This is a genomic window from Synechococcus sp. W60.1, from assembly GCF_047461575.1.
GTDB lineage: Bacteria > Cyanobacteriota > Cyanobacteriia > Thermostichales > Thermostichaceae > Thermostichus.
This window is the reverse complement of record NZ_JANSHL010000006.1, coordinates 35,793-50,005: the sequence shown is the minus strand read 5'-3', so window position 1 is coordinate 50,005 and position 14,213 is coordinate 35,793. Positions and strand designations below refer to the sequence as shown.

Annotated in this window: 12 protein-coding genes and 1 pseudogene; 4 read left to right on the top strand and 9 right to left on the bottom strand. The window is 61.1% G+C overall.

Going from position 1 to position 14,213, the window contains the following annotated elements; translation table 11 throughout:
- Positions 1–90: 90 nt before the first annotated feature.
- Both recG and psaM read right to left on the bottom strand, forming a co-directional pair.
- Positions 91–2,604 (bottom strand): ATP-dependent DNA helicase RecG, encoded by a 2,514-nt coding sequence (gene recG / locus NW805_RS07400; RefSeq protein ID WP_414422158.1) that lies wholly within the window; start codon positions 2,602–2,604, stop codon positions 91–93.
- Between the two features lie 206 nt (positions 2,605–2,810).
- Complete coding sequence (gene psaM, locus NW805_RS07395; protein ID WP_011434349.1) at positions 2,811–2,903, bottom strand: photosystem I reaction center subunit XII; 93 nt, start codon at positions 2,901–2,903, stop codon at positions 2,811–2,813.
- Between the two features lie 347 nt (positions 2,904–3,250).
- On the opposite strand from psaM, the gene glyA reads away from it, so the two are divergent.
- The 3 genes and pseudogenes from glyA to NW805_RS07380 all read left to right on the top strand — a co-directional run bounded on the left by glyA (position 3,251) and on the right by NW805_RS07380 (position 6,376).
- Positions 3,251–4,576: a serine hydroxymethyltransferase gene (gene glyA, locus NW805_RS07390; RefSeq protein WP_414422157.1), complete on the top strand. Its 1,326-nt coding sequence runs from the start codon at positions 3,251–3,253 to the stop codon at positions 4,574–4,576.
- A 24-nt stretch (positions 4,577–4,600) separates the two neighbouring features.
- Positions 4,601–5,711: pseudogene (locus tag NW805_RS07385) on the top strand (glycosyltransferase family 4 protein).
- Positions 5,712–5,809: 98 nt separating this feature from the next.
- Entirely contained in the window at positions 5,810–6,376 is a 567-nt protein-coding gene (locus NW805_RS07380) for a hypothetical protein (protein ID WP_414422113.1), read from the top strand.
- Between the two features lie 5 nt (positions 6,377–6,381).
- Here the strand turns inward: NW805_RS07380 and NW805_RS07375 are convergent, their stop codons facing one another.
- Positions 6,382–6,909 (bottom strand): adenine phosphoribosyltransferase, encoded by a 528-nt coding sequence (locus NW805_RS07375; protein WP_011434353.1) that lies wholly within the window; start codon positions 6,907–6,909, stop codon positions 6,382–6,384.
- A gap of 210 nt (positions 6,910–7,119) precedes the next feature.
- On the opposite strand from NW805_RS07375, the gene NW805_RS07370 reads away from it, so the two are divergent.
- A complete protein-coding gene (locus NW805_RS07370; protein WP_011434354.1) occupies positions 7,120–7,557 on the top strand; it encodes a hypothetical protein in 438 nt (145 codons plus the stop codon).
- A gap of 45 nt (positions 7,558–7,602) precedes the next feature.
- On the opposite strand, the gene NW805_RS07365 is transcribed toward NW805_RS07370, so the two are convergent.
- The 6 genes from NW805_RS07365 to thrC all read right to left on the bottom strand — a co-directional run bounded on the left by NW805_RS07365 (position 7,603) and on the right by thrC (position 14,106).
- Entirely contained in the window at positions 7,603–9,552 is a 1,950-nt protein-coding gene (locus NW805_RS07365; protein ID WP_414422112.1) for an NHL repeat-containing protein, read from the bottom strand.
- A gap of 322 nt (positions 9,553–9,874) precedes the next feature.
- Positions 9,875–11,059: a C39 family peptidase gene (locus NW805_RS07360; protein ID WP_414422111.1), complete on the bottom strand. Its 1,185-nt coding sequence runs from the start codon at positions 11,057–11,059 to the stop codon at positions 9,875–9,877.
- A gap of 163 nt (positions 11,060–11,222) precedes the next feature.
- Complete coding sequence (locus tag NW805_RS07355) at positions 11,223–11,801, bottom strand: DNA-3-methyladenine glycosylase (protein ID WP_011434357.1); 579 nt, start codon at positions 11,799–11,801, stop codon at positions 11,223–11,225.
- Positions 11,802–11,827: 26 nt separating this feature from the next.
- Entirely contained in the window at positions 11,828–12,103 is a 276-nt protein-coding gene (locus NW805_RS07350) for a ubiquitin-like small modifier protein 1 (RefSeq protein WP_011434358.1), read from the bottom strand.
- Positions 12,104–12,139: 36 nt separating this feature from the next.
- Entirely contained in the window at positions 12,140–12,661 is a 522-nt protein-coding gene (locus NW805_RS07345; RefSeq protein ID WP_414422110.1) for a fasciclin domain-containing protein, read from the bottom strand.
- 104 nt (positions 12,662–12,765) lie between these two features.
- The gene (thrC, locus tag NW805_RS07340) at positions 12,766–14,106 is read right to left on the bottom strand and encodes a threonine synthase (protein ID WP_414422109.1); all 1,341 of its coding nucleotides are present in this window, start codon (positions 14,104–14,106) and stop codon (positions 12,766–12,768) included.
- Positions 14,107–14,213 lie beyond the last annotated feature (107 nt).

Sequence of the window (14,213 nt, the reverse complement as noted above, 5' to 3'; positions counted from 1 at the left end):
TGGTAGTAATCCGTACTGAACATATTATACATTATTTTCAGTATAGTTGAGCTTATTATTGACTAGAGTCATGCTCCAATTGCCCCTAGCTTAGGTCAACAACCCAGGGCCCAAGAGACGGGCCTGACGCTCTTCCAGTATGCGGCTTAAGGGGGGCCAGCGCTTCAGGTCGGGGTCTTGGACAATAAGCTGCTCTGCCGCCTGGCGGGCCAGCTGCAGCACCTCTTGATCCTCCATGAGACTGGCCAGGGCAAAATCGGGTAGCCCCGACTGGCGGGTGCCCATCACCTCCCCTGGGCCGCGGAAGCGCAGGTCCATCTCGGCAATGAAAAACCCGTCGTGGGACTGCTCCAGCACCTTGAGCCGCCGCAGGGCCTCCTCGCTTTTGGATCCTGTCATCAGGATGCAGTAGGCCTGGTCAGATCCCCGCCCTACCCGCCCCCGCAGTTGGTGCAGTTGGGAGAGCCCAAAGCGCTCCGCATGCTCCACCAGCATCACCGAGGCATTGGGCACATCTACCCCCACCTCCACCACCGTGGTAGAGACCAGAATATCCAGCTCCCGCCGGCGAAAGGCCGCAATGACAGCTTCCTTCTCGCTACTGGTCAAGCGCCCGTGCAGCAGGCCCACCCGAAATTGGGGGAAGACCTTTTCCTGCAGACGCTGGTGTTCCTCGATGGCAGATTTGAGATCCAGCTTCTCCGACTCTTCAATCAACGGCAGCACCACGTAGGCCTGCCGCCCTTGGGCAATTTCCCGCTCCATCAGCCGCACCACTTGTAGGCGATCTCCAGGTCGAGCCACCACCGTATGCACGGGCTTGCGCCCCGGGGGCAACTCGTCAATCTGGGTAACATCCAGATCCCCATGCAGGGCCAGGGTGAGGGTGCGGGGGATGGGGGTGGCGGTCATGGTGAGCACATCGGGGTGATCCCCTTTCTGTTGCAGAGCGGCCCGCTGCTCCACGCCAAAGCGGTGCTGCTCGTCGATGACCACCAAGCCCAGGTTGCGAAACTGCACTGCCGGCTGGATGAGAGCATGGGTGCCCACCACCAAGGGCAATTCCCCGGTCTGCAACTGCCGCAGGATCTCCCGGCGCTTAGCAGGGGGCGTGGATCCAGTCAACAGTTCAACGGGCACCTGCAGCTGGCTGAGCCATTCCACCAACTTGCGGTAGTGTTGCTCGGCCAAAACCTCGGTGGGAGCCATGAGGGCCGCCTGCCAACTGGATTGAATGGCTGCCAGCACAGCTGCCACCGCCACCACGGTTTTGCCGGATCCCACATCTCCCTGCAAGAGGCGGTTCATGGGCAAGGGATCCCGCAGATCCGCTAGGATCTCGTCGATGGCCCGCTGCTGGGCAGCGGTAAGCTGAAAGGGGAGGATTTGGTAGAAGCGATCCAACAGCTCCCCTCTAGCCGGCTGGTAACGAGGTATGGCCTGAGCTTGGGCACGGTAGCGGTGTCGCCGCTGCAATAGGCTTAGTTGTAGGTAGAAAAACTCATCGAACACCAGCCGCCGCCGGGCCTGGGCCAGCAGCTCTCGGGTCTCAGGAAAGTGGATCTGCTGCAGGGCAACAGGCAAGTCCAAAAGCTGCAACTGCCGCTTGAGATCCGCCGGCAAGGGATCCTCCACCAAGGCCGCCGCCGGCAAAGCCAGTTGCACCGCCTTGCGCACCAGATCGGCGGGGATCCCTTCTGAGAGAGGGTAAACTGGCAAGATCTTGCCCAGCCTGTCCAGCTCCTCGCCCTCTCCCCCCAGCACCTCCAGTTGCGGGTTATCCAGCGTTAGGCCCAACCGGCCCTTTTTGACCAGGCCGCTGGCAGCCACCAGGGCCCCCTTGGGGTATTGCCGCTCCAGGGAAGCTTGCCAACTGCGCTGGGCAAACTGCCGCCCGCTGTAGAAGCGGCTGAGGGTAATTACACCACTTTTGTCGGCAATCTTTAGGTTGAAGATGGTCAGCGAGGGATTCTTAGGGCTGGTAAAGCAACTGCAACTTTTCACCGTCCCTACAAGGGTAACGGTCTCCCCCACCTTGGCTTGGCGGATGAGCACCCGCCGGGAATAGTCCAGGTAGTCGCGGGGGAAGTAGTAGAGGGCATCCCGCACGCTGTGTAGGCCCAGTTGTGCCAGTTTCTCCGCTGACTTGGGACCAATGCCTTTGAGAAACTGCAGCGGCTGCTCCAGGCTGAGGCCGGCGGGGAGAGATGGGGAAATCGTGCTCCGCCCTGCCTCTGGGGGGGTTGTTGCTACGCCTACGGCAGGGAAACCAGAGCGCTGTGGCAACGAGGCTGCAAACGAGCCAGGTTGGTGGGAACTCGGTCGGGACAGCTCTTGCTGACGTCGGACTCGCTCCAGCCAGCGGCGGGTTTCGGCCACCAGGTGCTGGCGTTCGGGCAGCTCCAGCTCGGAATACAGGGTATAGCGGGATCCCAGTTCTTTCCATCGCCGCCGGTCATCTCCACTCAGCGCCCAGTCAGAGGGGGGATCCTGTCCGAACACACTCCCCAAGAATTGGGAGAAGGTCTGCTCTCGCCCCCGCAGGTCGGTAAACCCCACCTCTGCTTCTAGGGAAAGGGCGCGCTGAAGCCGCTGTAGATCCACCTGGCTCAAGTTGCTTGGCTGCCGGGAGTGCTCCTTATCAATCCAACTTTAGCCAACAACGGCAGGACAACCGAAGGAGTGCAGCAGCGCAAGCCACACTTTCCATTCCTTGATAAAGAAAAAAGCCTGCCTTATTACTCCGCAACACTGTCGTGACGGGGCAGGCCGAAGGGATCCAGAGGCACTTTTTGGGAGATGCAGGAGCTTTAGCTGCGGGCCAGGGCGGATCCCAAAAGCAGAGCCATCACTGCCGGCACCAAGGCAATCGCCAGGATGGTGAAAACTTGTGCGTCCGTCATAACCAACTCCCTAACAGTGGAATTGCACAAAAGTTAGCCCCCTCACTCTACCGTAGCTTGAGGGGTAGCCTTGACACCGAGAAGAAAAGCTCAACATTCTTTACAAAGCAGCCCTTGCCCATCCCGCTTGACCGTGGCTCCCAGATCCTCTGCTTGGATCGATTGACATTCTCCCCACCCCTAAAGCAAGGGATTCTTTCTCAGTTTTGGGGTTTTACCCCAGGCAGAAAGGCCGGGGCCTGCGCTGCTGGTTTGCGGGTCATGCTACGATGTTGCTCCGCAACGCCGTCGCGACGGCGAAGCAGTTCTTGCCCATTCCTCCTGCGAAGTTCGGTCTTGGCGTCATCATGGTAGCTGCTCCACAAAGTCTGACCACCTCACGGGATAGCTTGGCCATCCTGGCGGAAACGGATCCCGTTGTTTACCGCCTGATCCAGGAAGAGCTCAACCGGCAGCGGGATCACCTGGAGATGATTGCCAGCGAGAACTTCACCTCTCCTGCCGTCTTGGCAGCCCAGGGCTCGGTGCTCACCAACAAGTATGCAGAAGGGCTGCCGGGCAAGCGCTACTACGGCGGCTGCGAGTTTATTGACGAGATTGAACAACTGGCCATTGACCGGGCTAAGCAACTCTTCGGGGCAGCCCACGCCAATGTGCAGCCCCACTCGGGGGCGCAGGCCAATTTCGCCGTTTTCCTGGCCCTGCTGCAGCCAGGAGACACAATTATGGGCATGGATCTGGCCCACGGCGGCCACCTTACCCACGGCTCCCCGGTAAACGTCTCCGGCAAGTGGTTCCGCGTGGTGCACTACGGGGTGCATCCGCAGACGGAGCGGATTGATTTTGACCAAGTGCGGGATCTGGCCCTGCAGCACCGGCCCAAGCTGATCATCTGCGGCTACTCTGCCTATCCGCGGACAATTGACTTTGCCGCTTTCCGCGCCATTGCCGACGAGGTGGGGGCCTATCTTCTGGCCGACATTGCCCACATTGCCGGCTTGGTGGCCACTGGACATCACCCCAACCCCGTGCCCCTCTGCGATGTGGTGACCACCACTACCCACAAGACGCTGCGAGGGCCGCGCGGGGGACTCATTCTCACCCGCGACCCAGAATTGGGCAAAAAGCTGGATAAGGCAGTGTTCCCCGGCAGCCAGGGGGGGCCGCTGGAGCATGTTATTGCTGGCAAGGCGGTGGCCTTTGGAGAAGCCCTGCAGCCCAGCTTTGCCCAGTACTCGGCCCAAGTTATCGCCAATGCCCAAGCCCTGGCGGGATCCCTGCAACGGCGAGGCATTCGACTGGTTTCCGGGGGCACCGACAATCACCTGATGTTGCTGGATCTGCGCTCGGTTTCGGCGGTGCTGGAAAAAACTGGGGCGGCGGATCCGGTAATGACGGGCAAACGGGCGGATCGGCTGATGGGGGAGAGCCACATCACCGCCAATAAGAACACCATTCCCTTCGACCCACAGCCGCCCTTTGTAGCTAGCGGCCTGCGTCTGGGATCCCCAGCCTTGACCACCCGCGGCTTGGGGCCAGTAGAATTTGAGGAAATTGGGGAGATCATCGCCGATTGTCTGTTTCAGCCTGAGGAGCCTGCTGTATTGGAAGAGTGTCGCCAGCGGGTGGCTCAGCTCTGTCGTCGTTTCCCCCTCTACCCCCACTTGGGATAACCGCAATCCTCGCCACGGCTTGCTATGCCCTACTTGGTTGCCTTTCTGGCTGCTGCCTGTGTGGTTCTGTGGGCAACCCCGGTGGTGAAGGCGGTCGGGATCCGCAGTGGCCAGTTGGACTTTCCCGACGAGCGCAAGATCCACCAGCAACCGATGGTGCGCCTGGGGGGGGTTTCCATCTTTTTTGGCAACTTGGTGGCCCTGCTGTTGCTCTGGGGAGCCGGAGCTTTTGGGGGCTTGCGCACCGAGCAGGAGGACGAGATGTGGGGGGTGACGAGCGGTGGGGTTTTTGTTTTTTTTGATTGGCCTGGCGGACGACCTGTTTCACCTGTCGCCTTTTTCCCGCTTGTTGATGCAATTCGGCGTGGCTGCTGCCGCTTGGGGAGTAGGGGTGCGCATTGAGTTCATCAGTCTGCCCGGGAGAGGGATCTGGCCCTTTCCGGTGTGGTTGAGCCTGCTGATTACCCTGTTCTGGCTGGTGGGGATGGCCAACGCCATCAACTTCATGGACGGGCTGGATGGGCTGGCGGCAGGGGTGTCGGGAATTGCGGCAGTGGTGATGCTGATCGTAACCCTGCTGCTGGATCGACCGGCGGCGGCCATGCTGGCGGCGGCTTTGGCGGGAGCTTGCCTAGGCTTTTTGCGCTACAACTTCAACCCGGCGCAGATCTTCATGGGGGATGGGGGGGCCTATTTTTTGGGCTTTACTCTGGCTGGGATCGGGGTGATCGGGGTGGCCAAGGGGGTGACCACGCTGGCAGTGGCTCTGCCTTTCTTTATCTTGGCGGTGCCGATCCTGGATATGTCCACCGTGATCCTCAAACGGCTGGCCAGGGGGAAGTCGCCTTTCCATCCCGACAAAGGCCACTTGCACCACCGCTTGCTCAAAGCCGGCCTATCCCATCGGCATTCAGTGCTGCTCATCTACGCCATGACCCTCTGGGGGGGATCCCTGGCCTTGGCCTTGGCGGGCTTGCCAGCAGGGGGCACCTACCTGGGCGGGGCCTCGCTGGTGTTGGCAGGGGTGGCTTGGGGGGCTTGGCAACGGCAACGAGCTTTGCCCTCGGAGGACAGGCCCGAACAGGAATATGTTGCTCCGCAATGCTGTTGCGACCAGGAATGTAAAGAAGATTGAGCTGGGCTTGTTCTCCATCGCTCGCCTGCCTAGACTGGAGGCGCTCTATATTTGTTGTTTTTTGTTTTGTTGTTTTTTGTTTAGCTCTGTGTTGCCTCATGCGCCCCACACCTGAGTTGGCAGCTCTCCTGCGCCGCACCGCGGATCGTATCCAATCCCAACACTGGGGCTTCTGGGACTGGGAGTACTGCTGGCGGGACAGCACCCGCTGCAATTGCGGCCTGCTGGTGCGAGAAGCCCTGGGATGGAACCGGCACCAATTGAGCCTGCGCATCCACCGCGGCACCTGGCGCTCCATCGCCCAAACCGCCTACCGAACTGTTGCCCTGGCCTTGAGGGATCCCTGGCAACTGGAGGGGCAGTGCGAGGCCACCGGCCTGCGGCTGGGGTATGTGTTCGAGAAAATGGCAGAGCTGGGGTTCGACCAACCGGAAGACTTTGCCGCCCTGGAGGAGCTGAGCGATCCCGTCATTCTGGCCCGCCTGGCGGAAAAAGGTGTGGAGCCAGCACAGCGCGACCAGGCGATCCATGTGGCGCTTTACATGCGGGAACTGGCGGACTGGATTGACGAACAACTGCAGGCGCAGGCTCAGATCAGCCGCTTGAGCCAACCTTTGCCCAAAACACCAGGGATCCTCGTCCAACAGTCGGTGCACCTTACTTGAGGAACTCAGTTGCCTTCCTCTACCATCACCACATGGGCAGGGATCCCAGGGGGAAGAGCCTTGCAGCCGGACAAAAAGGCCAGCTCGATTAAGAAGGCAAATCCCCCCACCTCAGCGCCGCTCTGGGCCACCAATTGGGCGGTGGCAGCGGCTGTACCCCCGGTGGCAATGACATCATCCACGATCAACACCCGCTCTCCAGGCCGCAGGGCGTGGGCGTGCAGTTGGAGCTGGTCTTGGCCGTATTCCAGGCTGTAAGTCTGGCTGAGCACCGGCGGCGGCAGTTTGCCTGGCTTGCGAACCGGGACAAAGCCCAAGCCCAGGTGTTGTGCCAAAGCAGCCCCTAAAATGAACCCCCGCGACTCGATGCCGACCACATAATCTAGGGATCCCATGCCGGTGGTGCCGGCGGCCAACTGTTCAATAGCCGCCCGGAAGCCTGCCGGATCCTGCAGCAGGGGGGTCATATCCCGAAAGAGGATGCCGGGTCTGGGAAAATCGGGCACCAAGCGAATGAGGGCTCGCAGATCCATCCTGTTTTCCTCGCTGGCCAGTGGCTTGCTGTTCGCGTTAGCGGGACGGAGTCCTCAAAGGACGCTCCAAGCAACCCATCATACTCGGTTAGCTAATGGGCAGATGGGATCCCTTTTGGTCAGTCTGGCAACGGGGAAGATTTTTTATAATTGGCAAGGCTAGGGGCCGCGGCTCACCTGGTCACCCATCTGTGAACTCGGAGACTTCTCATGCGTTATTACATGGCCATCGACTCCAATCCCCTAGCCAGTTTGCCGCTGGCTCTGTTTGGGGTGAGCAGCGAGGCGGCCTATGTCGATCTGCTGCAAGACAAGCTCATTGTGCGGGCGGGCAGCCTGTTCAACGAGACGTTCTCCTTGAGCGAGTTGGGGCGAGGGGAGCGCTTTCCCTGGCCCTGGTACTACGGGGTGGGCGTGCGCACCGATTTTCAGGGGATCGTTGGCCCGGTCACCAGCACCCAAGGGGTAATTGCCATTCCACTGGTGCAGGAAAAGCCTCTTTTTATTCCGTTGCTGGGGCCGGTGGGGCTGCAAGTGCCCTGCAAAAAGCTGGTCTTCAGCCTCAAAGATCCAGACACCTTCCTGGCCAACTTCAATCAGGGTCGCCCAGAGGTGAACGCCGGCCCGAAGAGTGTGGTGATTGAGTAGATGGGGATCCCTGTGAAACCTGAGAGACGGCGGCCTGTCAAGAGCCTACAGAGATCCCCCAAGGGTTGGGGTGACAGGCCCAGAAGCAACGCGGCTTATGCGACGCAAGCCCGGCAAGCCGGCATCCACCACCACCACACTGCCATCCGCTAAGACTACCAAGCCGGCAGGCTGCTCAAACCGGGCTGCCGAGGTGGGGCCATCCTGCCAACCGCGCTGATTCTGTCCGGCCAAGGTGGAAACTTGTCCCCCAGGCTGAAGACGACGAATGCGATGGTTATCTCGGTCGGCCACCCAGAGGTTGCCTGCCGCATCGAAGGCCAGCCCCCCCAGGGTTTGAAAACGGGCCTCTGCCAGGGGGCCATCCCGATAGCCTGGCTCTGCCCCGGAGAGGGTGGTCACTCGTCCGCCAGCAGAGAGCCGGCGCAGGCGATGTCCATCGGCAATCCAGAGGTTCCCCTCCTTATCCACCGCCAGAGCCGTGGGCTGCAGGAGCTGGGCCTGTTCTGCTGGGCCATCGACGGATCCCGGCTGGCCGGTGCCGGCAACCGTGGTCACTTCACCTGCAGGGGTGATGCGGCGGATGCGGCGATTGGCGCGGTCGGCAACGTAGAGGCTGCCATCTGAACCCAAAGCCAGCCCAGATGGCTCCCGGAACTGAGCTCGGTCAAGCCCCCCATCTCGGTATCCGGCTATACAAGTGCCGGCAAAGGTGCTCACCTGTCGTTGCAGGTTGATATAGCGCAGGCAATGGTTGCCGCTGTCGGCCACCCACAATCCCCCCTTGGGATCCCAGAGCAGCCCCTGTGGGGAGTCAAACTGAGCTTGATTGGCTGCTCCGTCGCGGCGGCCTGCTTGGCCTGTGCCGGCCCAAACTTCCAATTCCCCCTCTGGAGACAGCCGGAAGATGCGGTGCTGGGCTCTATCGGCTAAATAGAAGGCTCCTTCAGGATCCACAGCAATGCCGCTGATTTGCTGCAGGTAGATCCTGGACTCGGTGCCGGTGTTATCAGGGGCGTTGCCGACAGGATCTGCCGCGGGCGAGGTGCGGCCATCCAGCAAAGTTTCCACCACCCAGGCCGATGCTGCTGGAGCAGTGGGGGTGGGAGAGGGGCTGGGGGAAGGAGTAGCGGCAGGCCAATCGTAGACCAGAGTGCCCAACCCTTGCCCGGAAGCATCCGCAACAGCAACCCAAACTGAGCCGGAAAGAGAAGAAGGCGGCATCACCACCAAACGGTCACCGCTGCGGGAGCGAATTTCCCCCCTCAGGATGCGCTCGGGATTGGCTGCTGCAGCAAAGAGAACTGTTTCCACCCGCTCCAAATTTTCCCCTGAGAGCAGCAACGGCTGGCCGAGAGCGGGAGTTGTCGAGCTACTGTGCAGAAGCGGCACCCCCACCTCAGAGAGCACCAACATCGAAAGGCGACGCTGACGCTCTGTGTCTTGGGGAGGACGGTTAGCACCGCCAGAACCCTCAGAGCGGACAGAAAGGGTCAGGGATCCCTTCCCTTGCGCCAGAGTGGTGGATCCCCGATAGGCGATGGCGCTGAGCTCCGCTTCCCCGGCGGGAGGATTGGTGAAGGTGAAAGTGGCCGGTTGCCCCGGGCGCAGAGGGGCAGTGGCGGTTTGGCGATAGGTGCCCAGGGTAATGCTCAGGTCGATCCCTTCCACCCCCGGCCAGGTGGGAGTGCGAGCCAGCCAGCGATCCACCTCTGAGGCCGGTAGCTGGGCCACCAGATCGGATCCCTGTTCCTGGAGCAGCAGAACGATGCGGTTGCTGGGCACCGACAAGCCGGACTGGCGGGCTTGCTCGAAAGTCAGAGAAAGCGGGGAGGGAGGGAGAGGAGTTGGAGTTAAAACCGGCTGTAGGGCCGCAGGGGGAACAACGCTGGGAGACAGACTAGAAGAAGAAAGCTCGCCACAGCCCGAGAGAGCCAGCACCAAGGCACTCAGCGCAGGCCAAGGTAGCGGTGTCAGGGAAGCCCGTCGTGGCATGATGCAGCTCATCCCCTCCCACAAACTGGGAAATTGCGGCACCCCCAACCCCCCCGCTTACCTTCATCAGCGTACAAACCGGCGAGAATTGCCCAGCACCCTCTCTGCCGCAGGAGCCACCTCGACCAATGCCTTGGCCCCTGAACCGCATTCCTATTCATGACCAACCATCCTCACCCGCAGGTGAGTCGCACTCCTCACTCCATCTATCCTTACTCAAATCCCCACCGAAAGACCAGATAGCAGTTTCAGCGGCCAGGAAATCATCCAGGCCATAGCGGTAGCGCTGTAAGTCGATGCTGCCCGCGTTCGCCCGACCCGGCTATAGAGTGGGGACAGGCCATTCTCGCGGATGAATCAAGTAGACGGTACCCCCGGAGTGCTCCAGCCACAACGACTCTAGCTGTTCGCGGCGGTAGGTACGGCGAACCTCTTCGTTGGTTTTGGCTGCCGGATCGTGGAGGATGGGATCCCCATGGCTAAACTGCTCCGCACCGCTGCCGCGAGCAAACCCCACCAGCACCGCCAGATGGCCGTTGCTTCTGGGAATTGGCGCCCCTTCCAGTTCTCCCTCACCCCAAGCATAGCTGAGGATCACCGGAACCCCTGCCGCGATCCAGGCTTCTGCTTGAGCCAAGCTCTCCAGCCGCGCCACCACGCCGGACAAACCTTGCTCGGCAGCATGGGCGACGTTGAAAGCCCAGTTGCCATGGCCCTGGTAAACCCGGTCATACACACCGGCCACTGCTGCGCGCACCAACACCTCACAGGGGCGGGGATCCCGCTTCCAGTAGGCCATCACCATCGCCAAAGAGGTGGGGCTACACCAGACCTCTCCCCCATCGGGGTACACCATCTGGGAGCACCAAGGCAGATCCAAGATTTTGCCCCAGCGGCTGGGATCCCCAGGGGATAGGCGGCTGGGCCTGACCGGCTCGTTGGAAATGGCAACTGCCACCTGATCCACAACGGCAGAACGGCCTGGCTCTTGCGTGAACAGGCGCACCCTGACCTGGAAGGCTTCTGCTCCGTTGAGGGTATCCTTGAGCACCAGCAAGTCCGTGTACAGGTTGCCATCCTCATCCCCTTGTCCTTGCACTGAGTGGCTGGCCAGAGTCAAGGGATCCGCAGCCCATACCCCGCCGTGATACCACTTTGTCCAGCGGTCTGAAAGCTTGGCCCGAATCCACAGTTCCAACCAGGTGCCGGGGGGCGTGGTGGCATTCCAGGAAGCGATTGCCCCGACCATAGGGAAGCTGGTGAGGACTGCTGGGCTGGTGGCTTCTCCCACCCAGTAGGGGCCAAGGGGATAGAAAGGGCGCCCCCGAAGCGCCACCTCAGGCTCTTCAAGGCTGACTTCTTGCCGCAAACCCTCTGGATCCAAGACCAATTGCCCTCGGGCGTTCAGGCAGATCCCTTGGGTTGACCAGTCCTGAAACCCCTGAGCTTCTCCCGCCCGCCAGCGCTGAAACCCGGTGCGATAGGTGAAGTGGGTCTGGGCTTGCATCGTCAAGAGTCCTGGAAAAGTTGGAACAGGCTGGGCCAACGCGGGCAACCCCAGCAAGAGCAGCACAACCCCGCTGACCAGCCCAGGCAGCCCCTGCCGTTCGCGTAAGCGGGACGGAGTCCTTTAGCCACTGCCTTCTGCGAGCATTGTCCGCCTGCCCCCACTAATAGCGCGACACCGCCGGATGTCCACCAATGTACCAGCGCCAGGGGATCTCGGCTCCTTGGGTGATGCCGATGCGGGTGGTTTGGACGATGGACAACTGCGTTTGCCAAGAGGGGGATCCCTCCAGCCAAATGCCTTCCTGGCCGGCTTCCGCCCGCTCTAGCCGCCAGCCGTTGTGGGATCCGTCGATGCGCAGTGCTTGACAGAGCAGGCCCGGCCCCGCCGCCGCCCGTGCTGGCTGATTCTGTTTGTTGGCCGGGATCCAGTCTGGCAGGCGATCCAACTGAGCTGCCCGGATCAGAACCGCCGCCGGGATCCCTTCTGGCTCGGTAACGATATTTAGACAGTGGTAGAGGCCGTAGATGCGATAGATGTAGAGATGCCCTGGCGGGCCAAACATGACCTGGTTGCGTTGGGTCTTGCGGCGGTAGGCATGGCAGGCCGGATCCCCAGCCGTGTAGGCCTCCGTCTCTACGATCTGGGCCCGCACCTGCAGCCCATCGGCAAATTGCCGCACCAGAACCATGCCCAGCAAGGCAGGTGCCACCAGCGGGGCCGGCTGGCTCAACCACTCCACAGCGTCCACGGCAGGCTTGGCAGCCCTCAGCCCCCAGCAACGGCAGGGACGATGCTCACCTCGTCCCCATCTTGCAGAGGGGTGTCACATCCCTTGAGGAAGCGAATGTCTTCGCTGTTCACATAAAAGTTGACGAAGCGGCGCAATTCCCCCTTCTCATCGCACAGCCGCGCCTTAATCCCCGGACAGCGTTGTTCCAAAGCATCCAACAATTCGCGGATGGTGGATCCCTCGCAATTCACCACCCCCTGATCCTGGGTGAGCGCCCGCAGCGTGTTGGGAATCAGCACCTTGACTGCCATAGCCCAATGCCTCGTCCATTAACCAACATCAAAAAACTAGGGTAGCAGCACCCCATCGATGCCGTGAATCACGCCGTTGGAAACTGGAATATCCGCCAGGTTCACGTTGGCCCCGTTCACCCGGATGCTGCCATCGGATCCCACTTGCACCTGCAGCGGCAGCCCTGCCAAGGTGGTCAGAGTGGTCGATTGGCCGGGCCGCAGGTCAAACGAGGTAATCCGCCCCGGCACCACATGATACGTGAGAATGCGGGTGAGCTGAGCCCGGCTGGCCGGCTGCAACAGCGTCTCCACCGTACCCGGCGGCAGTTGCCCAAAGGCCACATCGGAAGGGGCAAAGACCGTGAACGGCCCCGGCCCTGCCAACGCCGTATTCAGGCCCGTCGCCCGCAAAGCTGCCGCCAGCGTCGAGTAGCTGCTGGGCAAAGTTTCCAGCTCAACGGCAATGGTGTTCAGCCCTTGTGGCCGGGCCACGGGAGCAAAGACAAGCGGGGTCAGTACAGCCGCCAACGGGATCCAACGGCGAACAAGGCGTTGAACAGAAGGAAAGATAGGCATTGTGCAAAGCTCCTGAGCCAATAGGTCTACGCCAGGGATCTTAACAGTTCTTCATTAAGATTCTGTTAAGAGGCAATGGAGAGGGTCTTCCCTGCAAACCGAGTTCATACTGATGCCTCCTGCCAGTCCAGCCGCTCCAGGGTGCGGGCCCGCTCCAAAGCCTGTTCAAAGCTCTCCAGCCTGGGCGAGATCACCAGCGGATGGCCTACGTGGGCTTGAACCGCCTCCTGGGTCTTCAGACCGTTGCCAGTAATGTAGGCTACTGTAACCGCCTCGGGATCAAGTTGGCCGGACTCTGCTAGGCGTTTGAGCACGGCAATGGTGGTGCCGCCGGCAGTCTCGGTGAAGATGCCTTCGGTCTCGGCCAGGAGCTTAATGCCGGCGATGATCTCGGGATCCGTGGCCGTTGCGATCTGCCCACCGGTTCTGCGGGCAATGTCCAGGGCGTAGATCCCGTCGGCAGGGTTGCCGATGGCGATGGATTTGGCGATGGTATTGGGCTTAACAGGGCTGACAAAATCCCGCCCCTCGCGAAACGCCTGGGCAATGGGCGCGCAGCCCTGCGCCTGTGCGCCGTGGAAGGCGACCGGCTTATCCGCCACCAGCCCCACCTTCACAAACTCCTGGAAGCCTTTATAAACCTTGGTGTACAGGGATCCCGAGGCCAGCGGGATCACTACCTGATCCGGCAGTTGCCAGCCCAGTTGCTCCACCACCTCGTAGGCCAGGGTTTTGGAGCCTTCCGAGTAGTAGGGGCGCAGGTTGATATTGACGAAGCCCCAGCCGTAGCGATCCGCCACCTCGGCGCAGAGGCGGTTCACCTGGTCGTAGTTGCCCTCCACCGCCATGACGGTGGGGTTGTAAATCAGGGATCCCAGCACTTTGCCCGCTTCTAAGTCCGCCGGGATGAAGATGGTGCAGTCCAGGCCGGCATGGGCGGCAATGGCAGCCGTTGAGTTGGCCAAGTTGCCCGTGCTGGCGCAGGAAACGGTGGTAAAACCCAGCTCCTTGGCACGGGTCAGCGCCACCGACACCACCCGATCCTTGAAGCTGAGGGTAGGCATGTTGACGGCATCGTTCTTGAGGTAGAGGTTTTTTAACCCCAGCCGCCGACCCAGCCGCTCCGCTTTGATCAGAGGGGTCAGGCCCGTGCCCACATCAATGGGCTTCTCAGAAGTCACCGGCAGAAAAGGCCGATAGCGCCAGATGGAATGCGGCCCGGCCTGGATGCTCTGACGGCTAACCGTGCGCTTCAGCCAGTCGTAGTCATAAACCACTTCCAGGGGGCCGAAACACAGCTCACAAACATGCTTGGCGACCGACTCATACTCGGCGCCACACTCCCGACAGCGCAAACGGCTGAAGCCCACCTTGGAGCTGTGCAAGGCAGAGGCCAACGGGGAATCGGCAGGGCTGAGCGGGCGTTCGGAAAGAGTTTGGGACATGGGCAGCCTCAAGGTGAAGGAAAGGGTGGGCGCTGGATTGAACTTACCTATCGTTGGGGGGAATCTTATCACCCGCAATCTGCCGCGTCAACTAAACCCGACTAAAA